22 protein-coding genes are annotated in these 21717 nt (G+C 75.7%); 11 read left to right on the top strand and 11 right to left on the bottom strand.

Annotated features, from left to right (window positions below):
• Window positions 1-11 precede the first annotated feature (11 nt).
• Window positions 12-1118: a DNA glycosylase AlkZ-like family protein gene (locus PHY01_RS02040; protein ID WP_141276458.1), complete on the bottom strand. Its 1107-nt coding sequence runs from the start codon at window positions 1116-1118 to the stop codon at window positions 12-14.
• A gap of 109 nt (window positions 1119-1227) precedes the next feature.
• Here PHY01_RS02040 and coaA point away from each other — a divergent pair, with 109 nt between their 5' ends.
• Together coaA and PHY01_RS02030 are read left to right on the top strand one after the other, a co-directional pair.
• Window positions 1228-2184 (top strand): type I pantothenate kinase, encoded by a 957-nt coding sequence (gene coaA, locus PHY01_RS02035; protein WP_141276457.1) that lies wholly within the window; start codon window positions 1228-1230, stop codon window positions 2182-2184.
• Window positions 2185-2201: 17 nt separating this feature from the next.
• Window positions 2202-2657: a MarR family winged helix-turn-helix transcriptional regulator gene (locus PHY01_RS02030; RefSeq protein ID WP_141276456.1), complete on the top strand. Its 456-nt coding sequence runs from the start codon at window positions 2202-2204 to the stop codon at window positions 2655-2657.
• A gap of 159 nt (window positions 2658-2816) precedes the next feature.
• Here the strand turns inward: PHY01_RS02030 and PHY01_RS02025 are convergent, their stop codons facing one another.
• Window positions 2817-3614, bottom strand: coding sequence for a DUF427 domain-containing protein (locus PHY01_RS02025; RefSeq protein ID WP_141276455.1), 798 nt, complete (start codon window positions 3612-3614; stop codon window positions 2817-2819).
• A gap of 54 nt (window positions 3615-3668) precedes the next feature.
• On the opposite strand from PHY01_RS02025, the gene PHY01_RS02020 reads away from it, so the two are divergent.
• The 3 genes from PHY01_RS02020 to PHY01_RS02010 are packed head-to-tail and all read left to right on the top strand — an operon-like array spanning window position 3669 to window position 7803.
• Window positions 3669-4847 (top strand): alpha-hydroxy-acid oxidizing protein, encoded by a 1179-nt coding sequence (locus tag PHY01_RS02020; RefSeq protein ID WP_141276454.1) that lies wholly within the window; start codon window positions 3669-3671, stop codon window positions 4845-4847.
• Between the two features lie 47 nt (window positions 4848-4894).
• Window positions 4895-6721 carry a serine/threonine-protein kinase gene (locus PHY01_RS02015; protein ID WP_141276453.1) on the top strand — a complete coding sequence of 609 codons (1827 nt, stop codon included), beginning with the start codon at window positions 4895-4897 and terminating at the stop codon, window positions 6719-6721.
• Entirely contained in the window at window positions 6718-7803 is a 1086-nt protein-coding gene (locus PHY01_RS02010) for a heparan-alpha-glucosaminide N-acetyltransferase domain-containing protein (RefSeq protein ID WP_141276452.1), read from the top strand. The genes PHY01_RS02015 and PHY01_RS02010 overlap by 4 nt, the downstream gene beginning before the upstream one ends.
• Before the next feature lie 65 nt (window positions 7804-7868).
• Here PHY01_RS02010 and PHY01_RS02005 read toward each other — a convergent pair whose 3' ends face one another.
• The 5 genes from PHY01_RS02005 to PHY01_RS01985 form a co-directional block, all read right to left on the bottom strand.
• The gene (locus tag PHY01_RS02005; RefSeq protein WP_170183599.1) at window positions 7869-8636 is read right to left on the bottom strand and encodes an SWIM zinc finger family protein; all 768 of its coding nucleotides are present in this window, start codon (window positions 8634-8636) and stop codon (window positions 7869-7871) included.
• Between the two features lie 13 nt (window positions 8637-8649).
• Window positions 8650-11229 (bottom strand): SCO1167/SCO6262 family helicase, encoded by a 2580-nt coding sequence (locus tag PHY01_RS02000; protein ID WP_141276450.1) that lies wholly within the window; start codon window positions 11227-11229, stop codon window positions 8650-8652.
• The gene (locus tag PHY01_RS01995) at window positions 11226-13493 is read right to left on the bottom strand and encodes an excinuclease ABC subunit UvrA (protein WP_141276449.1); all 2268 of its coding nucleotides are present in this window, start codon (window positions 13491-13493) and stop codon (window positions 11226-11228) included. Before PHY01_RS01995 ends, PHY01_RS02000 begins: the two co-directional genes overlap by 4 nt.
• Window positions 13490-13945 (bottom strand): nitroreductase/quinone reductase family protein, encoded by a 456-nt coding sequence (locus PHY01_RS01990; protein WP_141276448.1) that lies wholly within the window; start codon window positions 13943-13945, stop codon window positions 13490-13492. The genes PHY01_RS01995 and PHY01_RS01990 overlap by 4 nt, the downstream gene beginning before the upstream one ends.
• Before the next feature lie 167 nt (window positions 13946-14112).
• Window positions 14113-14691: a PadR family transcriptional regulator gene (locus PHY01_RS01985; RefSeq protein WP_141276447.1), complete on the bottom strand. Its 579-nt coding sequence runs from the start codon at window positions 14689-14691 to the stop codon at window positions 14113-14115.
• Window positions 14692-14804: 113 nt separating this feature from the next.
• On the opposite strand from PHY01_RS01985, the gene PHY01_RS01980 reads away from it, so the two are divergent.
• Window positions 14805-15416: a DUF4232 domain-containing protein gene (locus PHY01_RS01980; RefSeq protein WP_141276446.1), complete on the top strand. Its 612-nt coding sequence runs from the start codon at window positions 14805-14807 to the stop codon at window positions 15414-15416.
• Between the two features lies 1 nt (window position 15417).
• Here the strand turns inward: PHY01_RS01980 and PHY01_RS01975 are convergent, their stop codons facing one another.
• Window positions 15418-15825 carry a DUF2000 domain-containing protein gene (locus PHY01_RS01975; RefSeq protein ID WP_246085631.1) on the bottom strand — a complete coding sequence of 136 codons (408 nt, stop codon included), beginning with the start codon at window positions 15823-15825 and terminating at the stop codon, window positions 15418-15420.
• 49 nt (window positions 15826-15874) lie between these two features.
• Here PHY01_RS01975 and PHY01_RS01970 point away from each other — a divergent pair, with 49 nt between their 5' ends.
• Window positions 15875-16651, top strand: coding sequence for a helix-turn-helix transcriptional regulator (locus PHY01_RS01970; RefSeq protein ID WP_218029971.1), 777 nt, complete (start codon window positions 15875-15877; stop codon window positions 16649-16651).
• On the top strand, window positions 16648-17676 hold the full coding sequence (mgrA, locus tag PHY01_RS01965) for an L-glyceraldehyde 3-phosphate reductase (RefSeq protein WP_141276443.1): 1029 nt from the start codon (window positions 16648-16650) through the stop codon (window positions 17674-17676). Before PHY01_RS01970 ends, mgrA begins: the two co-directional genes overlap by 4 nt.
• On the opposite strand, the gene PHY01_RS01960 is transcribed toward mgrA, so the two are convergent.
• Window positions 17645-18283, bottom strand: coding sequence for a TetR/AcrR family transcriptional regulator (locus PHY01_RS01960; RefSeq protein ID WP_246085630.1), 639 nt, complete (start codon window positions 18281-18283; stop codon window positions 17645-17647). The genes mgrA and PHY01_RS01960 overlap by 32 nt on opposite strands.
• A gap of 168 nt (window positions 18284-18451) precedes the next feature.
• Here PHY01_RS01960 and PHY01_RS01955 point away from each other — a divergent pair, with 168 nt between their 5' ends.
• The gene (locus PHY01_RS01955; protein WP_141276441.1) at window positions 18452-19360 is read left to right on the top strand and encodes an SMP-30/gluconolactonase/LRE family protein; all 909 of its coding nucleotides are present in this window, start codon (window positions 18452-18454) and stop codon (window positions 19358-19360) included.
• 49 nt (window positions 19361-19409) lie between these two features.
• Window positions 19410-20396 carry an LLM class flavin-dependent oxidoreductase gene (locus tag PHY01_RS01950; protein WP_141276440.1) on the top strand — a complete coding sequence of 329 codons (987 nt, stop codon included), beginning with the start codon at window positions 19410-19412 and terminating at the stop codon, window positions 20394-20396.
• A 16-nt stretch (window positions 20397-20412) separates the two neighbouring features.
• Here the strand turns inward: PHY01_RS01950 and PHY01_RS01945 are convergent, their stop codons facing one another.
• Window positions 20413-20946, bottom strand: coding sequence for a CGNR zinc finger domain-containing protein (locus tag PHY01_RS01945; protein WP_141276439.1), 534 nt, complete (start codon window positions 20944-20946; stop codon window positions 20413-20415).
• A gap of 157 nt (window positions 20947-21103) precedes the next feature.
• On the opposite strand from PHY01_RS01945, the gene PHY01_RS01940 reads away from it, so the two are divergent.
• Window positions 21104-21427 carry a hypothetical protein gene (locus PHY01_RS01940; RefSeq protein ID WP_141276438.1) on the top strand — a complete coding sequence of 108 codons (324 nt, stop codon included), beginning with the start codon at window positions 21104-21106 and terminating at the stop codon, window positions 21425-21427.
• A 76-nt stretch (window positions 21428-21503) separates the two neighbouring features.
• On the opposite strand, the gene PHY01_RS01935 is transcribed toward PHY01_RS01940, so the two are convergent.
• A complete protein-coding gene (locus PHY01_RS01935) occupies window positions 21504-21710 on the bottom strand; it encodes a DUF3072 domain-containing protein (RefSeq protein WP_141276437.1) in 207 nt (68 codons plus the stop codon).
• Window positions 21711-21717 lie beyond the last annotated feature (7 nt).

The following is a 21717-nucleotide window of genomic DNA, read 5'->3' as shown; positions in this document are numbered from 1 at the left end:
GGCGTGCCCGGTCACACCACGTCGACGTCCGCGGCGCCGCGGACGACGGCCAGCCGCCCCGCCTCGGGCCCGACGTCGCACCGCGGGCCGGCCCAGTCGACCTCGATCCGCAGGGCGCGCCGCTGCTGCCGGGTGCGCCACACCCCCACCACGTCGACGCCGGACAACACCACCCCCGGCGACCCGATCGGCCGCCAGATCGCCTTCCGCAGCGACGCGTCGGGCACCAGCAGCTCCCGGTCGCGGCTCTGCAGCCACGGGTCCGACGGCGGCAGCAGCCGCACGACCGGCTCCGGCTCGGCGGCCCGCAGCGCGTCGACGACGTCCGCCGGCGCCACCGCGGTGCGCCTGCCGATCCGGACGGGGACGAGATCCTCCGGCCGGTCGGGCTCCGCGGCGGCGCGCGACGTGCCGAGGAAGCCGGCGATCTCGGCCCCGGTGGACGGCGCGAAGAACCGCAGGTAGGTGCGCTGGAGCGCGGCGGTGCCCGCGGCGTCGTCGGCAGGCGGCCCCGGCCACCCCGGGATGGGCTCCAGCAGCAGCGGGCGCGACCCGCGCAGCCGCACCCCGCCCGCCAGCCCCGCGACGCGCAGCAGCTGCTCCCCGACGTGGTGGACCCCGCAGGGGCTGCAGTACGGGGAGAGCTCGGCCGGCACGGCGGCGGTGACCGCGGCGCTGAGCTCGCCCTTCGTCATCGCCCCGGTGAGGACCGCGCGCACCGCGTCGGCCACGGTGCGGAACGCCGAGCGTGCGGCCCCGCCGACCTCGGCGAGCCGGGCGCGCTGCCAGCCGAGCCGGGCGGCCGCGTCGGCGTCGTCGCGGGGCCACAGGGCCGCCGCGAGGGCCGGGAGGTCGGCGGTGCGGTGCAGGTGGGGGGCACCGCGGTGGGACCAGACCTGGGTGGACGCGGGGTCGCCCTCCGTGTCGGCGGCGGGGTCGAGCGGGGCCGCCAGCCGCGCGGACAGGGCCGCCGGCAGCGACCCGGGGGGCGAGTTCTGCACGCCGAGGTCGAGGAGCTCGACCTCGGCGGGGGTGCCCGCCCTGCGGACGAGGCCGTGTGCGTGCAGCCGGTGGGCGAGCACCTGCTCCCGGGTCAGCTCGATCGCGGAGGTCGGCATGGGGGCATGATGCCGGTGACCCCCGACACCCTCCGATGAGCCACGTCACCCCCGACTGCCGCCGGGCCCCGCGCGATCTAGGTTGACGCCTCATGAACGGCAGCCGCCCATGACCGGTCGCAGCCTCGCACGCGAGGCGTCCTCGCCGTTCGTCGACTTCGACCGCGCGGCGTGGGCGAAGCTGGGGGAGTCGACCCCGCTGCCGCTCACCGCGGCGGAGCTGGAGCGGGTCCGGAGCCTCGGCGACGAGGTCGATCTCGACGAGGTCCGCGAGGTGTACCTGCCGCTGTCGCGGCTGCTGACGCTGCACGTGCAGGAGGGCGGGCGCCTCTACCGCGCCTACCGCACCTTCCTGGGCGCGCAGAACGCGCGGACGCCGTTCGTCATCGGGGTGGCGGGGTCGGTGTCGGTCGGCAAGTCCACCACCGCGCGCCTGCTCAAGCTGCTGCTCGCGCGCTGGCCGCAGCACCCGCGGGTCGAGCTCGTCACGACCGACGGGTTCCTGCACCCCAACGCCGAGCTGGCCCGTCGCGACCTGATGGGTCGCAAGGGCTTCCCCGAGAGCTACGACCGGCGCGCCCTGCTGCGGTTCGTCACCGAGGTGAAGGCGGGGCGCGCGGAGGTGACCGCCCCGGTGTACTCCCACCTGGTCTACGACATCGTCGACGGGCAGCGGCTCACCGTGCACCGGCCCGACATCCTGCTGCTGGAGGGCCTCAACGTGCTGCAGCCCGCGTCGAGCCTGCCGGGGCGCACGGCGCTGGCCGTCAGCGACTTCATCGACTTCTCCGTCTACGTCGACGCCGCCACCGAGGACATCCGGACCTGGTACGTCGACCGCTTCCTGCGGCTGCGGGAGACCGCGTTCCGCGACCCGGAGTCCTACTTCCGCCGCTACGCCGAGCTCACCGAGCCCGAGGCCGTCGCGCGGGCGGAGTCGATCTGGGCGGAGATCAACGGGCCCAACCTGGAGCGCAACATCCTGCCCACCCGCGGCCGGGCCAGTCTGGTGCTGCGCAAGGGAGCCGACCACAGCGTCACCGGGGTGCGACTGCGCAAGGTCTGACCTGGCACGATACGCACATGAACGCCCGTTCCGACCGGATCGACGACGATGTCGAGCTGACCGAGCTCGCCGCACAGCTGCGGCTGGCCGTCGGCCGGTTGCACCGGCGCATCCGCATCGACGGGCGCGAGTCGATCCCGCCGCTGCAGCTCTCCGCGCTGGTCACGGTGGAGCAGTGCGGTCCGCTGCGGCTCTCGGACCTGGCCCGGCGCGAGGCCGTCACGGCGCCGACGATGAGCCGCGTGCTCTCCGCGCTCGACGAGCAGGGGCTGGTCGTGCGCCGCCCCGACCCGCAGGACGCGCGCGGCGTCCTGATCACGCTGTCCGAGCTGGGGGCCACCCGGCTGGGCGAGGTGCGCACGCACCGCACGGCCCTGGTCGCCCGCCGCCTCACCCGCCTCGACGACTCGCAGCGCCGCGCCCTGGCCGCCGCCCTGCCCGCCCTGGAGGCCCTGCTCGTCGACGACGAGTGAACCGGCGCTGCGGGGGTGGCGGCCCGGGTCGGCCCGCGTCGCGGACCCCGTCCCCCGGCGCGGGGGGCGGCGACCGGGGGACTCGCGGACGGAGAACCGGGGACTCGCGGACGGAGAACCGGGGACTCGCGGGGTGGTGGCCGCGGGGTCCGTCACGGGTCAGATGCGCTCGCCGTCGACCAGGGTGTGCAGGTCGTCGTGCAGCAGGCAGAACCGCCCGGCGACGCGCGCGGACTCCGGCAGCGGGTCCGGGTAGGTCCAGGCCGCGTCGGCGAGCACCCGGCCGTCGGCCAGGCGCAGGTCCCGGTAGCCCGCCCGGCCCTTGTACGGGCAGTACGTGCTCGTGTCGCTCGGCTCGAGCGCGGCGCGGACGTCGCCGGGCGCGAGATACCAGCGGGTCGGCAGGCCGGTCTCGTCCAGCCGAAGCGGGGAGTGCGACTCGGCCACCAGCTCGTCGCCGGCGAAGACCTGCACGTGGCGGCTCGTCGGGCGGACGTCGACGCGCGTGTAGGGGTCGGTGAGGTGGCCGAACACCTGCTCGTCCTCGTCGAACCAGGCGTCGGCGGCCTCCCAGTAGAGCGAGGCGTACCCCTGCAGCCACGGCGCGGCGGGCAGCGGGTCGGGGTAGGCCCACAGCGCGTCGGGGACGTGCCGGTCGCCCACCCGCAGCGTCCGGTAGGTCGCGTCGCCCTTGAACGGGCAGTGCGTGGTGAGCGCGCTCGGCTCGAACGCCGAGGCGTCGAGGTCCTCCTCCGGCACGTAGAGGCGGGGGAGCAGGGCCGTCTCGTGCAGCAGGACGCCGCGGACGGTGTCCAGGACGGTCCGCCCGCCGAACTCGGCGCGCACGCGGCGCGGGAACGGGTGCATGAGCAGCTTGTGCGCCGGACCGTCGATCGCGTAGTTGACGGTCCGGGGCGCGTGTGGGGACAGCGGTCCGGTGGTGCGGGTGAGGCCCATGTCCGGGCCAACGCCCGCACCGCGGCGGCGCATTCCGGCCGCTAGGTTGCAGGTATGACGGTCCCGTTCTCCGCCTACGCCGCCGAGATCTACCTGCGGGGGCTCGGCGACGAGGTGCCCCGCTTCCCCACCGACCCGGCGCAGCTCGAGGCCGCGGCCCGGGCCGTGCTCACCGACGGGCCCTTCGGTTACGTCGCGGGCGGCGCCGGGCAGGGCGCGACGATGCGCGCCAACCGCGCCGCGTTCGACCGCCACGGGTTCGTGCCGCGGATGCTGCGCGACACCACCGTCCGCGACTGGTCCACCACCGTGCTGGGCACCGCGATGCCGGCGCCGCTGCTCACCGCGCCGATCGGCGTCATGTCGATCCTGCACCCCGACGGCGAGCTGGCCGTGGCCCGCGCCGCGGCGGCGCTGGGCGTGCCGATGGTGCTGTCGACGGCGTCGTCGTACACCACCGAGGAGGTCGCCGAGGCCTCCGCGGGCGGGCCCCGCTGGTACCAGCTCTACTGGCCCACCGAGGACGCGGTGACGGTCAGCCTGCTGCACCGCGCCCGCGCGGCGGGGTACACGACCCTGGTCGTCACCCTCGACACCTGGACGCTGGGCTGGCGCCCGGCCGACCTCGACGGCGCGTACCTGCCGTTCCTGCGCGGCGTGGGCACCGCGATCCCGTTCTCCGACCCCGCGTTCCGGGCCGGTCTCGCGGCCCCGCCGGAGGAGGACCTGATGGCCGCGGTCGGGCGGTGGGTGCCGATGTTCACCGGCACCGCGCTCCAGTGGGACCGGCTCGACCTGCTGCGCGAGCACTGGGACGGTCCGATCGTGCTCAAGGGCGTCCAGCACGTCGACGACGCGCTGCACGCGCTCGACGCGGGCATGGACGGGATCGTGGTGTCCAACCACGGCGGGCGGCAGGTCGACCGCGCGATCGGGGCGCTGGACGCGCTGCCCGGGATCGTCGGTGCGGTGGGCGGGCGGGCGCCGGTGCTGTTCGACTCCGGCATCCGCACCGGCGCCGACGCCGCCGTCGCGTTGGCCCTCGGTGCGGACGCGGTGCTGCTGGGCCGACCGCTGGCCTACGGGCTCGCCCTCGGCGGCGAGGACGGCGTCCGGCACGTGCTGCGCAGCGTCCTGGCCGAGCTGGACCTCACCCTCGCGCTCGCCGGTTTCGCCGACCTGGCGTCGCTGCGGGCGGCGAAGGACGCGCTGGGAGTCCTCCCGGCACGGTGATGCGATAGTGGACGGCGGACGAGGCGGCGAGAATCCTGGAGGGCGGCGTGGACGCGGTCAGCGCGCTGGTCGCCGGCCTGATCTCGGGCCTGCGGGCGATGCTGAACACCGACGTGGTGGTCGGCGGCTGGGCCTGGGCCATCACCGCGCTCGGGGTCCTGGTCGGCCTGCTGCCCGCGGCCGGGGCGCTGCTGGTCGCGATCTGGCGCAAGGGCATCGGCTCGCGCTACGGCCCCGGCACGGCGGCCGGGCTCACCGTCATCGGCGTCGTGTCCGCGGGGCTGCTGCCGTGGCTGGCCTTCACCGCCACCGGTGACGTCGTCCGCGCCGCCGCGGCGGGCCGGCAGGTCACCGGCCTGCGGGAGTCCGACGTCGCCGCGCTCGCCGAGCCCATCCCGGTGCCCTTCGCCGACCTGGTCTTCGACTCCCAGGGCGACTACCTGGGCGGCACCACCGTGCGTCAGGCCTTCGACCCGGCCGACCCGGCGGCGTTCGCGCTCGCGATCGGCGTGCTCGCGGTGCTGCCGCTGATCGTGGCCGCCTTCGTGTGGGGCCAGGCCCGGATCGCGCTGCGCCGGGGTCCCACCTGGCCGGTCCACCTGTTCTGGCTCCCCGCGCTGGCGCTGCCGCTGCTCACCGCGGCGACGCCGGCCGGTTCCTCGGGGCACCTGTGGATCGGTGCCGTGGGCGGGGCGTTCGTCGGGCTGTTCGTGGTGCTGCTGGCCGGGCGGCCGTCGAGGGAGCGGGTGCGCCGGTCGCTGGAGCCCGCGGCGGCACGCCGCCCGGCCGGCCCGCCGCGCGGCTCCGACCCGGAGTCCCGGGCCCCTGTCCGCAGCGCCCCCATCCGCAGCCGCCCGGTGGCCCCGACCCGCCCCGAGGACGTCGGGGCCGAGCGGTCGAAGCTCGCCGAGCGGTTCGCCGCCCGGCCGCCGGAGCCGCTGGTCGCCCCGCCGCGGGCGGGTGTGGGCCCGACGCCCACGCTCGTCGCGCCCGGCCCGCTGCTCGGCGGCGGGGGCGGCGGCGGGCCGCGCTTCCGGATGATCCGCCGGCTCGGCGCGGGCGGGTTCGGCAAGGTCTGGCTCGCCCACGACGCGCAGCTCGGACACGAGGTCGCGCTCAAGGCCGCGCACGCCCCCGACGTCGAGACCGAGGAGCGGATCCGGCGCGAGTTCACTGCGCTGCGGTCCGTCCGGCACCCCAACTGCGTGCGGGTGTTCGACCTCGTCTCCGCCCGCAGCGACCCCGGCCTGGCCGAGCTCGACGGCATGGTCATCGTCATGGAGCACGTCGAGGGCACCCCGCTCGGCGAGCTGGTCCGCACCCGCGGCGTGCTCGACGACATCGCGGCCGCGCGGGCCTGGGCCTCGGTCGCCGGGGCGCTCGACGACGCGCACTCCCGCGGCGTGATGCACCGCGACGTCAAGCCGGGCAACGTGATCGTCGACGCCGCGGGGTACGCGCACCTGATCGACTTCGGGATCGCCCGCCGTACCGGGGACGCCACGCTGACGGTGGCCGGGTTCGTGCTCGGCACCCCCGACTTCCTCGCCCCCGAGGTGGCGGGCGGCCAGCGGGCCACGCCGCAGTCCGACTCGTGGCAGCTCGCCGCCACCATCTCCTACGCCCTGTCCGGGCACCCGCCCCGGGGCACCCACGCCGACGCGGTGTCCGGGCTGCGTGCGGCCGCCGCGGGCGCCCCGCTCACCCAGCTGCCCCCGCGCAGCGCCCACACCGCGCTGCTGCACGCCGCGATGCACAACGACCCGGCCCAGCGCCCGCCCCTGGGTGCGGCCCGGCAGGCACTGGAGGACTGGCTGCGGCGCACGGGTGCGGCACCGGACGGGCCGGTCACGCAGGTGACGACGCGGCGGTGACGGAGCGCCTGCTCGGGGTCGACGCCGCGCGCGCGGTGGCCCTCGCCGGGATGTTCGCCACCCACACGCTGCCGCTGGTCGACGACGACGGTGCGCCGTCGATGACCGGGCTGCTCGCCGACGGCCGCTCGTCGGCGCTGTTCGCGGTGCTCGCGGGCGTCGGGATCGCGCTGTCGACGCGCGGGCTCGCCGACGGTCGGGCGCACGCGGCGGCGGGGGCCGGGCTGGTCGTGCGCGGTGCGCTGGTCGGGCTGCTCGGGCTGGCGCTGGCCGGTCTCGACCCGCCGGTCGCGGTCATACTGGCCTACTACGGGCTGCTGTTCGCCGTGGCGGTCCCGCTGCTGCGCCTGCGGGCGCCCGCGCTGGCGGCGGGAGCGGCGGTGATGGTCGTCGCCGGGCCGGTGCTGAGCCACCTGCTGCGCGCGGGCCTGCCGGACGGCCCGGGTCCGCAGGCCGACCTCGGGTCGCTCGCCGACCCCGGACAGTTGTTCCTCACCCTGACCTTGACCGGCTACTACCCGGTGCTGCCCTGGACGGCGTACCTGCTGGCGGGGATGGCCGTCGGGCGCCTGGACCTGCGCACGCCCCGCGTCGCGGGCGCGCTGGCGGCGGGCGGGGCCGCGCTCGCCGTGGCGGCGTCCGTGTCGTCGGCGGTGCTGCGGGCCACGGGCAACGTGCCGGAGGTGACCGGCCGCCAGTACGGCTCCACCCCGCCGACGACCTGGTGGTGGCTCGCCGTCGACACCCCGCACTCGGCCACGCCGTTCGACCTCGCCCACACCACCGGCACCGCGCTCGCCGTCATCGGGCTGGCGCTGCTGCTGCCCCGGGCGGTGCTGTGGCTGCCCGCCGCGGTCGGGGCGGTGCCGCTGACGCTCTACACCGGGCACGTGCTGTGGCTCGCGGCGCAGCCCACCGACGGGCTGCCGACGCTGCTGGTACACCTCGCCGCGGCCGTCGTGACGGGGGTCGTGCTGCGGCTGTGCGGGGTGCGCGGACCGCTGGAGACGGCCGTCTCTGCCCCCGGCCGGGCCCTGCGCCGGGTCGCCGCCCGTCCCGGCGGCTCGCCGCTGCGCACCTGACGGCCCCGCGCCCACGCACGACGTGGGCGCGAGGGGCACGCGGCCAGGGGCGACGGCGCGCGATGTCACGGGTCGACGGCGGCCAGCAGGGCCGCGGCGCGGGCGGCCGCCCGCGCGGCGAGCCGGGTGAGCGCGTCGGGCGGCATCCCGGGCGGGTCCGGCAGTGCGATCGGCGTCGTCGGCCGCGGCGCCGGGGTCACCGGCAGCGGCGGGACCGGTGCGGCCCGGGCCTCCGCGGCGGGTACCGGCCGTTCGAGCGGGTCGTCCGCGGGCGGGTCGACGGTGACCGGCGCGCCGAGGAGCTCGTCCGCGGACCGGCCACGCAGCAGCAGGAGGACGAGCGGGTCGGCGTCGAGCAGCCACGACGTCTGGTAGCACAGGGCCGCCGAGTGGGTGCAGGGGTCGCCCACGTCCGGGCAGTCGCACTCGGACTCCAGGTCTCCGACGCCGGGTAGCAGCGCCACCCCGGCGGCGTCGGCGGCCGTCACGAACGCGCGCGGTATCTCGCCGTCGAGCAGGGCCGCGAGGTGCCCGGCCTCGGCGGCGAGCCGTCCGAGCACCCGGTCCCAGTCGGCGTCGTCGAGCTCCGCGATCCGCACGATGGTCTCGACGAGCCCGTCGTCGGGGTCGTCGGCGACGGCGGAGACCCGGCCGGGGGCGATCGTGACCGGGCCCAGCCGGCCGCTCCCGGCGAAGCGGCGGCCGCGGCGCAGCACCCCGGCGTCGAGGGCGGCGTCCTCCAGCGCCGCGACGAACGCACGGGCCCACCACGACCGTCCCCGCCGACCGGGCCGTGCGCCGAACGCGGGGAATCCTCGTGCGGGCGTCACCACGGTCGCTCGTCGGTCATCGCAGCCCCACCAGATCGGCCAGCTCGGCGTCGGTGAGCTCGGACAGCGCCGCCTCGCCCCCGGACAGGACGGCGTCGGCCAGCGCGCGCTTGGAGTTCAGCAGGTCGGCGATGCGCTCCTCCAGCGTGCCCTCGGCGACCAGGCGGTGCACCTGCACCGGCCGGGTCTGCCCGATCCGGTACGCGCGGTCGGTGGCCTGGTCCTCGACCGCGGGGTTCCACCACCGGTCGAGGTGCACGACGTGATCGGCCCGGGTGAGGTTCAACCCGGTCCCCGCGGCCCGCAGGGAGAGCAGGAAGACCGGCGTCTCGCCGCGCTGGAACGCCGCGACGAGCGCGTCGCGCCGGGCCATCGGGGTGCCGCCGTGCAGGAGCGCGTGCCCGACGCCGCGGGCGGTGAGATGGCGGTCCAGCAGCCGCGCCATCGCCACGTACTGGGTGAACACCAGCACTGCGCCGCCCTCGGCGAGGATCGTGTCCAGCAGCTCGTCGAGCAGCTCCAGCTTCCCGGAGCGGCCGGCGAGCACCGGGTCGGGCTCGCGCGCGTACTGCGCCGGGTGGTTGCAGACCTGCTTGAGCGCGGTGAGCATCCCGAGCACGAGCCCCCGCCGCGCCATGCCGTCGGCGGACGCGATCCGGGCCATGGTCTCGGTGACCACGGCCTGGTAGAGCCCGGCCTGCTCCGGGGTGAGCGCGACCGGGTGGTCGGTCTCGGTCCTGGGCGGCAGCTCGGGCACGATGCCGGGGTCGGACTTGCGGCGCCGCAGCAGGAACGGCCCGATCAGGCGGGCGAACCGCGCCGCGGCGGCGGCGTCGCCGTCGGCGATCGGGTCGGCCCAGCGGCGGCGGAACCCGGCGCGGGTGCCGAGCAGGCCCGGGGTGGCCCAGTCGAGGATCGCCCAGAGCTCGTCGAGGTCGTTCTCCACGGGGGTGCCGGTGAGTGCGACCCGCGCGTGGGAGCCGATGGTGCGCAGTGCCCGCGCCGTGCCGGAGCCCGCGTTCTTGACGTGCTGCGCCTCGTCGGCGACGACGAGTCCCCACCGGTGGGCGGCCAGGGCGGCGGCGTCCAGGCGCATCGTCGCGTAGGTGGTGACGACGACGTCGGCGGCGCCCAGCGTCCGGTCCGGCCCGTGGTAGCGCGCGACGGTGACACCGGGGGCGAACCGGGCGATCTCGCGCTCCCAGTTGCCCACCAGCGATGCCGGGCAGACGACGAGCGTGGGTCCGGCACCGAGCGGGACCCGCCGCAGGTGCAGCGCGACGAGCGTGACGGTCTTGCCCAGGCCCATGTCGTCGGCGAGGCACGCGCCCAGCCCGAGCGAGGTCATCCGGTGCAGCCAGGCCGCGCCGCGCAGCTGGTAGTCGCGCAGGGTGGCGGTGAGGCCGTCGGGGGCGCGCTCGGGTTCGGGCGGAGCGGTGAGGCGTGCGCGCAGGTCGGCGAGCCACCCGGTGCCACGGACGGCCACCCGCGTGCCGTCGACGTCGATCTCCCCGGTGAGGACGGCGCCCAGCGCGGCGACTGCCGGGACGTGCGCGTCCGCCCGCTCCCGCGCCCGTCGGCGCGTGGCGGCGTCGACGACCACCCAGCCGCCGCGCAGCCGCACCAGCGGCCGGTGGCTGCGGGCCAGCTCGTCGCGCTCCGCCGCGGTCAGCGCGGTGCCGCCGAGGGCGACCTCCCAGTCCAGGCGGAACGCCTCCTCCCCGAGCCGGGCCGGGCCGGTCCCGCCCGCCACCAGCCGGGACTCCGGGGTGGTCAGTTCGCGCGGGTGGTGCACGGGGATCCCGGCGGCGGCGAGCGCAGCGGTCCCGGTGTCCAGCAGGTCGGCGAGGTCGGCATCGACCAGCTCCGCCTCGTCGGGCACGGGCCGGGTCAGCAGCTGCTCCAGCGGCGCCCAGAACCGCGCTGCCCTGCGGACGGCGCGCAGCGCGTCGACGCGGGCGCCCGGGCCGAAGCCGGTGGCCGCGCCGCTCCACACGTCGGCGAGGTCGGCCACACGGGTGGGGTCGTCCAGGGCGTGCACCTGGACGACCACGCGCAGCCGCGCGCGGGGGTCACCGTCCAGGCGCAGCGACACCCGCACCCCGGCGTCGACGCCCGCGGCCACCTCCGCGGCCCACTCCCGCCATCCCGGCACGGCCACCGGTGCCGCGGCGGCGAAGGGGCCGTCGCCGCCGCGGGGGAGCGTGTCGGCGACGGCGTCGGCGAACGCCCGCACCAGCGGTGCGGCCGCCGGCAGCAGGTCGCCGCGACGGGGGGCGGAGCGGGCCGCCGCGGGCATCGCGGCGGCCAGCCCGCGCAGCGTCCCGGCGTCCGCAGCGTCGAGCGGGCCCACCCGCCAGGCGTCCCATCCGGCGGGGGAGACCCCGGGCAGCAGCAGCCCGCGGGCCACCAGGCCGAGGGCCGCGCGGGCCACCGCGGCCCAGAACCGCACCGACGGCGCCGCGGCGTCCCCGGCGTCGAGCAGCTCCGGGAGCGCCTCGCCGACGGACCGCGTCCGCACCGCGTCACCCGGGCCGAGGAACAGCACCGACCCGGTACGCGGGGGGTCGGCCGGGACGAAGACGGCGGCGGTCACCGGACCCCGGCCCCGACGTGGCGGGCCAGGTGCTCCCCGGTGAACGACCCGGGTGCGTGCACCAGCTCCGCGGGCGGGCCCTCGAACACCACCGACCCGCCGCCGTCGCCGCCGTCGGGGCCCAGGTCGATCACCCAGTCGGCGTGCGCGATCACGTCGAGGTTGTGCTCGACGACGATCACCGAGCTGCCCCCGTCGACGAGCCGGTCGAGCAGGGTCAGCAGGTGCCCGCAGTCGGACATGTGGAGCCCGGTGGTGGGCTCGTCGAGGACGAACAAGGTGCCCTCCTCGTGCAGCCTGCTCGCCAGCTTGAGCCGCTGGCACTCCCCGCCCGACAGCGTGGAGAGCGGCTGCCCGAGCGTGAGGTAGCCCAGCCCGACGTCGACGAGGGCCTGCAGCCGGGGCCGGATGTCGCGCCCGGTGAAGAACCCGACGGCGTCGGCCGCGGTCATGTCGAGCGCGTCGGAGATCGACTTCCCGCGCACCGTCAGCGCGAGCACCTGCTCGGTGTAGCGGCGCCCGCCGCAGTCGGTGCAGGTGGAGCGCACGCCGTCGAGGTAGGCGAGATCGGAGTAGACGGCGCCGAGGCCGTTGCAGGTGGGGCAGGCGCCCGCGGAGTTGAACGAGAACAGCGCGGGCCTGACGCCGGTCTCCTTCGCGTAGAGCTTGCGGATCGCGTCCATCACGCCGGTCCAGGTGGCGGGCGTGGAGCGGATCGAGGTGGCCACCGCGCTCTGGTCGACCACGACCGCCTCGGGGTGCTGGGGGACCAGCACCTCGCGCACCAGCGTCGACTTGCCCGAGCCCGCCACACCGGTGAGCGCGACGAGCACGCCGAGCGGGACGTCGAGGTCGAACCCGCGCAGGTTGTTCGCCGTGGCGTCGCGCAGCGCCAGGGTGCCGGTGGGCCGGCGCGGTGACTCCTTGGCCCGCACCGGGCGGTGCAGGAACTCGCCGGTGAGCGTGCCCGATCCCGCCAGGCCCGCGACGTCGCCCTCGTAGACGACCGTGCCACCCGCGGTGCCGGCCCGCGGCCCCAGCTCCACGACGTGGTCGGCCTGGGTGATCACGTCCGTGTCGTGCTCGACGACGAGCACGGTGTTGCCCTTGTCGCGCAGCCGGTGCAGCAGCGCGTTCATCCGGCCGACGTCGCGCGGGTGCAGCCCGATCGTCGGCTCGTCGAAGACGTACATGACGTCGACCAGCGACGACCCGAGGTGGCGCACCATCTTGATCCGCTGCGACTCCCCGCCGGACAGCGTGGAGGTCTCCCGGTCGAGCGTGAGGTAGGCCAGCCCCATGTCGACCAGCGCACCGACCCGGGCGGTCGCCTCGTCGACGATCGGGGCGACGTCGCGGTCGCGGACGGTGGGCAGCCAGGCGTGCAGCGAGGCCAGGTCCAGCGCGCACACCTGCGGCAGCGTGACACCGCCGACCGTCGCCGTGCGGGGCTCCTCGGCCAGCCGGGTGCCGCCGCAGTCGGCGCAGCGCACCGAGGTCGTGTACCGCGCGAGGACCTCCTTCTTGCGGTCCGACGCGCCCTCCTCGGCGGCGTTGACGTAGAGCCGGTTGAACTTCGCCTCGACCCCCTCGAACTCCATCTTGACGGCCTTCTTCCCCGCCATCGCCAGCTCGACCTTCTCGTCCGAGCCCCACAACAGCAGCTGCCACTCGGCGTCGGTGTACCGCTCGAAGGGCTTGTCGTTGTCGAACTTCCCGGACTGGGCCCAGACGTGCCAGTACCAGCTGTCGACGGCGAAGTCGCGGTGCAGGATGCCGCCCCCGTTGAGGGAGCGGGACATGTCGAACATGACGGAGTGGTCGAGCTGCACCCGCCGGCCGATCCCGTTGCAGCCCGGGCACATGCCCTGCTCGTTGAACGAGAACCGGTAGCCCGGACCCACGTGCGGGACGCTGCGGCGGGAGAACAGCAGCCGCAGCAGCGGGTTGATGTCGGTGACCGTGCCCAGCGTGGAGCGCGACCCGCCGCCCAGGCGCTTCTGGTCGACGACGATCGCGGTGGACAGGTTCTCGATCAGGTCGGCGTCGGGCTGGCCGAGCCTGGGCAGGAACCCGCGGACGAACGCGGAGAACGTCTCGTTGAGCTGGCGCTGGGCCTCGGCGGCGATGGTGTCGAACACCAGCGAGGACTTGCCCGACCCGGACACCCCGACGAACGCGGTGATCGCGCGCTTGGGGATGCGGACGGACACGTCGCGCAGGTTGTTCTCCCGCGCACCGGTGACGGTGATGAACTCGGTCATGGAGCCCTTTCTATGCGGAACACCGGACAGATCCCGGCCGCTTCGGCGAGCGCATCGGGCGTGACGTCGTCGACGACCCCGGCCTCGCGCATCATCTGCACGCCGTCGGGGGTGAGCGCGGGCCACTCCCGCAGGACCGGCACCGCCTCGGCGGCGGGCAGCTCGACCAGCCGCACCGGCTCGTCGACCCCGCCGGTGCGCAGGGTGCCGAGCCCGTCCGCGGCCCGGACGTTGCGGATCCAGTCCGCCGCAGGGAACCCGCCGAGCACGTACCGGGCGCCGTCGCGCTCCAGGACGGTCAGCGGGGTGTGCCGCGGGGTCCCGGAGCGGCGCCCGGGCACGGTGAGCACCGGCAGGTCGAAGCCCAGCGTGCCGGCCCGCTGTTGCGCCATCAGCCCCTCGTTCATCTCCTTGAGCCAGGCGGGCGGCCCGACGGTGCGCGGATCGGTCATCGGTTCGTCTCCCACTCGTGTCGCGACTCCTCGACGGCCGCCGCTCGCCGTCGGACGCCTCGCGGGGGCGGCGCAACCTCCGATGTTCAAACTTGAACCCGCGACCGCCGAGTGTGCCCGAGCGCCGGGCGCTTATGCAAACTTGAATCGCCCCGGACCGGCGGGGGTCACTCCGCGAGTGCGGGCCAGCTCCCGGGACGGCCGGGGGAGCCGGGCTCTCCCGCCATCGCGTAGGCGCCGGTCTCGAGGCGGGCGATCAGGCCCGTGGTCCACGCGACCCCGCCCGACGCGGTGTGCTCCCACAGCCCGTAGAGCTCCGACCAGTGCGGGGCGTCGGCCCAGCCGTCGAGCTGGGCGCGCGCCTTGTCGCGGATCTCCTCCAGGGCGGCGAGTCGCTCACGCAGCAGCCGCACCGCCTCGTCCCGGGTGAGCGAGGGGAGCATCGCCAGCGCCGCCCCGAGCTGGTCGGGCCGGGTGTGCGGGCGGCGTACGGCCTCGCGCAGCAGCCGCAGGTACTCGGTCTCGCCCTTCTCGGTGATCTCGTAGTCGGTGCGCCCCGCGACGTCGTGGTGGTCGAGCAGCATCCCGGCGTCGGTCAGCGCGCGCAGCGCGTGGTAGATCGAGCCCCACTTGGCGTTGGCCCAGTTCTCCGCGTCCCAGGACTGCAGGTCGGTGCCGATGCGGTAGCCGTGTGCGCGCCCGTAGCCACGCACGATGCCCAGGACGAGCAGGCGGGTGGCCGACATGGCCACCAGCGTAACGGGGGAGCCACCCGGCCGAGGTCGTTGCACGACGCAACCGGTAGCGGCGCCTGGACGTCTCTCCTGGTGTTCCGGGAGACGAGGGATCGGGGGATCTCATGACCAGCACACGGCACCTGACGGCGACCGCACTCGCCGTCCTGGCCCTGCTCGGCGGGTGCGCGGGACCGGCCGGCACCACACCCGACGGTCCGGTGACCGGCCCGTCGCCCACCTCCGCCCCGCCCGTCCCCGCCGCACCCACGACCGCCCCGTCGACGGGCGCCCCGCCGGTGACGAACGAGGGGGTCGACCGCTGCACCACCGCCGAGCTGACCGGGTCGCTCGCCGACGGCGACGCGGGCGCCGGCTCCCGGTTCGCCACGCTCGTGCTGACCAACACCGGCACCCGCACCTGCGAGCTCACCGGCTTCCCGGGCGTCTCCTACGTGACCGGTGACGACGGGCGACAGGTCGGCCCGGCCGCCGCGATGGACGGCGAGCGCGGGGGACCGGTGCGGCTCGGCGTCGGCGGGTCGGCGGGGGCGGCGCTGCGGATGGTGGACGTCGCGAACTACGACCCGGCCGTCTGCGTGCCGACCCCGACGACGGGCCTGCGCGTGTACCCGCCGGGAGACACGGCGTCGCTGTTCGTCCGGGTCGCCGGCACCGGCTGCGCGGGCACGCCGCCGGGCGGTCAGCTGGGCGTCCGGACCCTCGCCGCCCGCTGAGTCAGGTGTGCAGCACGGCCCCGCGCAGCACCTTGTCGACGGCGTTGCGCGGTCCGTGCACCGCGATGCCGACGAGGTCGAGCTTCTCCCGCGCCACCGCGGCGACCGCGGCCCGGTTCGCCTCGTCGTGCCCGGTCGCGAACAGGTCGGCCGTGAACACCGCCGTCGGCATGCCGCGCGCCACGGCCCGTCCGTGTGCGGCGGCGAGCACGTCGCGGTCGCCGGCGAACACGAGCACGGGCTGGCGGAACATCGGCAGGTAACCGGTGCCGTCGGCGTCGGCGTAGGGCTCGCCGAGCACGTCCGGGTTCGCGGCGATCCCGCTCGCGAGGAACGCGGTGACGTTGAGCCGCTGCCAGCCGGCCAGGTCGTCGCGGAGCAGGACGGCGATCTTGGTGTCGAAGTGCACGGCCCGAGAGTGCCGCCGGACACGCCCGCCGCTCTTGTACGTTCCTGACGTGCTGCGCGCGTGGGCGCCCGGCGTCCCGGGCATCACCGAGGTGGTCCACGCCCGCTTCACCGACCACGCCTACCCCGAGCACGCCCACGACACATGGACGCTGCTGGTCGTCGACGAGGGCGCGATCCGCTACGACCTCGACCGCCACGAGCACGGCGCCACCCGGCCGACGGTGACGTTGCTGCCGCCGCACATCGCCCACACCGGGCGGTCGGCCGTCGACGGGGGCTTCCGCAAGCGCGTGCTCTACGTCGACACCGCGGTGCTCGACGCGTCGCTGGCCGGGGCCGCCGTGGCCGCGCCGAGCCTGCCCGACGCCCTGCTGCGCACGCGGGTCGACCAGCTGCACGGTGCGCTGGGCGACCGGCTGGAGGCGGAGAGCAGGCTCGCGCTCATCGGCGACCGCATCCGGCTGCACCTGCGGGGCGCGCCACCCGGCCCGGAGCCCGGCGGCCTGGCCAGGGACCTGCGTGACCTGCTCGACGCCCACCTGGCCGACGGCCTCACGCTCCGCGAGGCCGGCCGCGTGCTGCACGCCGACCCGGCCCATCTCGTGCGCCGCTTCAGCGCCGCCTACGGCCTGCCGCCGCACCGCTACCTCACCGGTCGCCGCGTGGAGCGCGCCCGCCGCCTGCTGCTCGACGGCGAGCCGATCGCCGGCGTCGCCACCGCCGTCGGCTTCCACGACCAGGCCCACCTGCACCGGCACTTCACGCGGCTGGTCGGCACCACTCCGGGCCGGTTCGCCCGCGGGCGCGGCAGGATGGTGCGGTGACCTACCTCCCCGATCCCGCCCGCTACGACACCGCCACGTTCCGCCGGACCGGGCGCAGCGGCCTCCTGCTGCCCGCGATCTCCCTGGGCCTGTGGCACAACTTCGGTGACGACGTGCCGCTGGACACGCAGCGCGCCATCCTGCGCCGGGCCTTCGACCGCGGCGTCACCCACATCGACCTGGCCAACAACTACGGCCCGCCCTACGGCAGCGCCGAGTCCAACTTCGGCTCGATCTTCGCCCAGGACCTGCGCGCGTACCGCGACGAGCTGATCCTGTCGACGAAGGCCGGCTACGACATGTGGCCCGGCCCGTACGGCCAGGGCGGCGGCTCGCGCAAGTACCTGCTGGCCAGCCTGGACCAGTCGCTCGCCCGCATGGGCGTCGACTACGTCGACATCTTCTACAGCCACCGGTTCGACCCGGACACCCCGCTCGAGGAGACGATGGGCGCGCTCGACACCGCGGTGCGCTCGGGCCGGGCGCTCTACGCGGGCATCTCGTCGTACTCGGGGGAGCGGACCCGGGAGGCGGCGGCGATCCTGCGCGACCTGGGCACGCCGCTGCTGATCCACCAGCCCTCGTACTCGATGCTCAACCGCTGGATCGAGGAGGACCTGCTCGACGTGCTGGGCGACGAGGGCGTCGGCTGCATCGCGTTCTCCCCGCTGGCGCAGGGGATGCTGACCGGCAAGTACCTCGACGGTGTCCCTGCGGGCTCCCGTGCCGCGCAGGACAAGTCGCTGTCCCCGGACCTGCTCACCGAGCAGACCCTGCACCACGTGCGTGCGCTGAACGAGCTGGCCGCGGCCCGCGGGCAGAGCCTCGCGCAGATGGCGCTGGCCTGGGCCCTGCGCGACGAGCGCGTCACGTCCGTGCTCATCGGCGCGAGCAGCGTCGCCCAGCTCGACGACAACCTCGGCGCGCTCGACCGCCTCGACTTCGACGCCGAGGAGCTCGCGCGGATCGACGAGCACGCCGTGGAGGGCGGCATCAACCTGTGGGCGGCGAGCAGCGCGGGCTGACCGCGTCCGGCGGGGAGCCGAGCATCCGCAGCGCGAGATCGGCGTAGGCCTCGCCGATCGTCTCGGGTGGGTCGGCCCCGTCGAGCCGGTACCACCGGACCAGGTCGATCCCGAGCGACAGCACCGCGCGGACGGCCCGGTTGACGTCGGGCACGTCGAACAGCCCGTCCGCGACGCCCCGCTGCACCGCCGCGCGCAGCACTCCGGTGAACTCCTGGCGCAGCTCCCGCACGACGGCGAGGTGCTCCGGCTCCAGGGCGGCGAGCTCGTACTGGCAGACCCGGGCGACGGTGTGGTGCCGCGCGTGCCAGGTGACCAGCGCGACCACGAGCCGGTGCAGGTGCGCGCGGCTGTCGCCGGTGTCGGGCTCGGCCCGCAGCGCGTCGAGCGACCGCTGGTGCCCGGTGCGGGCGATCTCGAACAGCACCGCCTCCTTCGACGGGAAGTGCACGTAGAGCGCCCCCGGGCTGAGCCCGACCGCCGCGGTGATGTCGCGGGTCGTCGTGGCGTGGAAGCCGGTGCGGGCGAAGCAGAGCACCGCCGAGCCGAGCAGGGCGACCCGGGAGGCCGACCCGTCCCAGAAGCCCGCGTGCTCGGGCTCGTCCACCGCCACCCCGCGACGCCGTGCTGGCCCCATCCCGCTCCCTCTCGTCCCGACCGTCCCGGTTGACACGGTCTGCCGGTGCGGTAACTATGCGCTCAGTCACTGCACACGACAAGGTGGTCGTCCGGGACACGTCCGTCCGGGGCCACCCCGACGGAGGGCAGAGCCACCATGGGCCGGAGCGGTACGGGCAGCAGGGAGCTGACGGTCGTACTGGAGGGCTACTCCTATCTGGAGTGCCCCCGGTGGCACGACGGTCGGCTGTGGGTCTCGGACTTCTACACCGAGCGGGTCGTGGCCACCGACGGCCGGGGTCGGGCGGAGGTGATGGCCGAGGTGCCGGCCCAGCCCTCCGGGCTCGGGTTCCTGCCCGACGGCCGGGCGCTGATCGTGTCGATGCGCGACCACCGCATCCTCGTCCGCGACGCCGACGGCGGGCTCACCGACCACGCCGACCTGTCCGCGGCGGTCCCCGCGGTGCTCAACGACATGGTCGTGGACGAGCACGGCGGCGCCTACGTCGGCAACTTCGGGTTCGACCTGATGGGCGGGGCGCCGATGCGCACCACCACGCTGACCCGTGTCGCCCCGGACGGCACCGTCACCGAGGCCGCCGGCGGCCTGGCGTTCCCCAACGGCATGGTCATCCTCCCGGGGGGAGTGCTCGTCGTCGCGGAGACCTTCGCGGCGCGGCTGACCGCCTTCGACATCGCCCCGGACGGCGGGCTGTCCGGCCGGCGGGAGTGGGCGCGCTTCGGCGACGCCCCGGCCACCACCGACGTCGGGGAGGCCGTCGGTCAGCTCGCGGTGGCCCCGGACGGCATCTGCGCCGACGCCGAGGGCGCGATCTGGGTCGCCGACGCCCTGCACGGCCGGGTCCTGCGGGTCCGGGAGGGCGGCGAGGTCGTCGAGGAGATCCCGACCGGCACCGGCGTGTACGCCTGCATGCTCGGCGGCGACGACGGCCGCACCCTGTTCCTCTGCACGGCGCCCTCGTTCGCCGAGCACGAGCGCCGCCCGGTCCGGGAGGCGCGGCTGCTGGCGACCCGCGTCGACGTCCCGCACGCCGGACGTCCCTGACCCCGACCCGCCGCTCCCGAGAACCGCAGCCGAGAACCGGAGGATCGACATGGACGTCTCCTGCGCCTTCCCCACCGCGCTGAGCACCCCCGACGACATCGCCCTCGCCGAGCGCCTGGGCTACGCGCGGGCGTGGGTCTACGACACCCCGCAGCAGAGCCCGGACGTGTGGATGACCCTCGCGCTGGCCGCCGAGCGCACGGACCGGATCGGGATCGGGCCGGGTGTCCTGGTGCCCAGCCTGCGCCATCCCATGGTCAACGCCGCCGCGACGGCCACGCTCGCCGCGCTCGCCCCGGGCCGCACCGCCGTGTCGTTCGGGACGGGGTTCACCGGGCGCCGGGCGATGGGCTACCGGGCCGTCACCTGGGCCTACATGGACTCCTACATCCGGGCGTTCCGGGCGCTGCTGCGCGGCGAGGTGATCGAGTGGGAGGGGGCGCAGATGCAGATGCTGCACCCCGACGGCCACGCGCCCGCCCGGCCCGTCGACGTCCCGATCCTCATCGGCGCCCTCGGACCCAAGGGGCACAAGGTCGCCACCGAGCTCGGGGACGGGCTGTACGTGACCCTGCAGCTGCCGGACTTCCTCCGGGAGTACTCCTGGGTGCCCTACCTCGCCTGGGGCACCGTGCTCGACGAGGGGGAGGACCCGGACTCCGAGCGCGTCCGCGCCGCGGGCGGACCGGGGTGGGCACTGGCCTACCACGGCGCCTACGAGTTCGGCGGGCCCGACGCCGTGCGCGGCCTGCCCGGGGGAGAGCAGTGGCTCGAGGTCGTCGAGCGCGCCCCGGCCGACCGCAGGCACCTCACCGTGCACTCCGGGCACTGCGTCACCATCAACGAGGCGGACCGCGCGGCCTGGGACGCCGGCGGGCACGCCATGCTGCGCGAGGCGACGATCAGCGGCACCGCCGACGAGGTCCGCGGCCGGATCGAGGAGCTCGCCGGCAGCGGGGTGACCGAGATCGTGTTCCAGCCCTGCGGGCCCGACACCCACCGCGAGCTCGAACGGTTCCGGGAGGCGGTGGGCTGACCCGGGCCGGTCGGGGTCAGCCGCCGGCCGTCGGCGGCGCGCCGGCCCGGTGGCGGCGCACCGCGTCGCGGTTGGCACAGGCGGGGGAGCAGTAGCGGCGGCGGCCGGTGCGGGAGACGTCGGCGAACACGCGCGCGCACCGCTGTGCGGCGCAGCGCCCGAGCCGGTCCATCCCGCGGCCGGTCAGGTGCAGCGCCGTGCCCACGCCGACCAGCGCGCGGACGACCCCGGCGAGCGGCATGTCGTCGTCGCGGTAGTGGAGGTGCCAGCCGGTGCCGACGTGGTCGGTCAGCCGTGGGTAGGCCGCCGAGGACGCGAGCAACACGTTGAGCCGGGCGGCGCGGGTGGCCGGGTCCGGGGCGTCGACGACCCCGGTCCAGTCGTCGAGGAACGCGCGCACCGCGGCGAGGTCGTCGTCGCCCACCGGGTGCTCGACGACCAGCCCCGCGTCGAGGCAGCGCGCCCGCAGCGCGGCGGGGGAGCCCGGCGGGTCGTTCACCAGGTCCGCCGCCAGCAGGACCGGGTCACGCCCGTAAGGGTTGATGTGCACAAGGGCATTACAGCAGGCTGGTCGGCATGACGCACCTGTGGTCCACCGCCTCCCGCCATCTGACGTCCGAGGGCCTGGTCACCTACCAGCGCTGCCCGTGCGGGAGATGGCGGACGCTGCAGAACGGCACACCCGTCGGACCTGCGAGCATGTCGGGATGTTCGGAATCCCCATCGCCCCGCATCCCGACGGCTCGTTCCGGGCCACGGCCATGGTCGAGGCCGGCCGCTCGTCGGCCGTCGTGAAGCGTTCCTGGGTCACCTTCGGCTCGACCTGGGGTGCGAGCCACGTGCTGATCACCGCACTGGACGACCAGGGCGTCGTCATGCCCCGGGGCGTCCTGCGGGCCGACGTGCCCAACAACCGGCGCGTGGTGCTGGAGATGCCCTCGGGCACGGTCATGGTGACCCTGGAGGGCCGCACCGACCCCGGCGCCGTACCGGCCGCCGGGGTGTCGGAGATCTGGCGCGACTACGACTGAGCGGTCCGGGACCCGGGAGCGGGGCCTCCCGACGCTCGAACTGTCATAACCTCGATTATCGGATCGATGGCCGGGGTCACTGACCCCGGCCGGTGCACTCCTGGAGCTCGTCGATCGCCTTGGACGCGTCCGCCTTGGACAACTCCGCCGGGAGCTCCTCGCCGGCCTCCTGGGCCAGCGTCTGGAGGTAGGACTTCTGCGCACCCGTCATGGGCTCGTCACCGGTCGTCCAGTCGTCGGGATCCTTCTCCGCGGTGGCCGGGACATCGTTCTTGTCGGTCATCGCTCGA

This window comes from Pseudonocardia hydrocarbonoxydans (genome assembly GCF_006539565.1).
Taxonomy (GTDB): domain Bacteria; phylum Actinomycetota; class Actinomycetes; order Mycobacteriales; family Pseudonocardiaceae; genus Pseudonocardia; species Pseudonocardia hydrocarbonoxydans.
This window is presented reverse-complemented; position numbering and strand designations above follow the sequence as displayed.

Excerpts from the sequence above, each read along its gene's own strand:
- PHY01_RS02040 (WP_141276458.1), bottom strand. The coding sequence starts at position 1,118 with ATGCCGACCTCCGCGATCGAGCTGACCCGGGAGCAGGTGCTCGCCCAC.
- coaA (WP_141276457.1), top strand. The coding sequence starts at position 1,228 with ATGACCGGTCGCAGCCTCGCACGCGAGGCGTCCTCGCCGTTCGTCGAC.
- PHY01_RS02030 (WP_141276456.1), top strand. The coding sequence starts at position 2,202 with ATGAACGCCCGTTCCGACCGGATCGACGACGATGTCGAGCTGACCGAG.
- PHY01_RS02025 (WP_141276455.1), bottom strand. The coding sequence starts at position 3,614 with ATGGGCCTCACCCGCACCACCGGACCGCTGTCCCCACACGCGCCCCGG.
- PHY01_RS02020 (WP_141276454.1), top strand. The coding sequence starts at position 3,669 with ATGACGGTCCCGTTCTCCGCCTACGCCGCCGAGATCTACCTGCGGGGG.
- PHY01_RS01995 (WP_141276449.1), bottom strand. The coding sequence starts at position 13,493 with ATGACCGAGTTCATCACCGTCACCGGTGCGCGGGAGAACAACCTGCGC.
- PHY01_RS01990 (WP_141276448.1), bottom strand. The coding sequence starts at position 13,945 with ATGACCGATCCGCGCACCGTCGGGCCGCCCGCCTGGCTCAAGGAGATG.
- PHY01_RS01985 (WP_141276447.1), bottom strand. The coding sequence starts at position 14,691 with ATGTCGGCCACCCGCCTGCTCGTCCTGGGCATCGTGCGTGGCTACGGG.
- PHY01_RS01980 (WP_141276446.1), top strand. The coding sequence starts at position 14,805 with ATGACCAGCACACGGCACCTGACGGCGACCGCACTCGCCGTCCTGGCC.
- PHY01_RS01955 (WP_141276441.1), top strand. The coding sequence starts at position 18,452 with ATGGGCCGGAGCGGTACGGGCAGCAGGGAGCTGACGGTCGTACTGGAG.
- PHY01_RS01950 (WP_141276440.1), top strand. The coding sequence starts at position 19,410 with ATGGACGTCTCCTGCGCCTTCCCCACCGCGCTGAGCACCCCCGACGAC.
- PHY01_RS01940 (WP_141276438.1), top strand. The coding sequence starts at position 21,104 with ATGTTCGGAATCCCCATCGCCCCGCATCCCGACGGCTCGTTCCGGGCC.
- PHY01_RS01935 (WP_141276437.1), bottom strand. The coding sequence starts at position 21,710 with ATGACCGACAAGAACGATGTCCCGGCCACCGCGGAGAAGGATCCCGAC.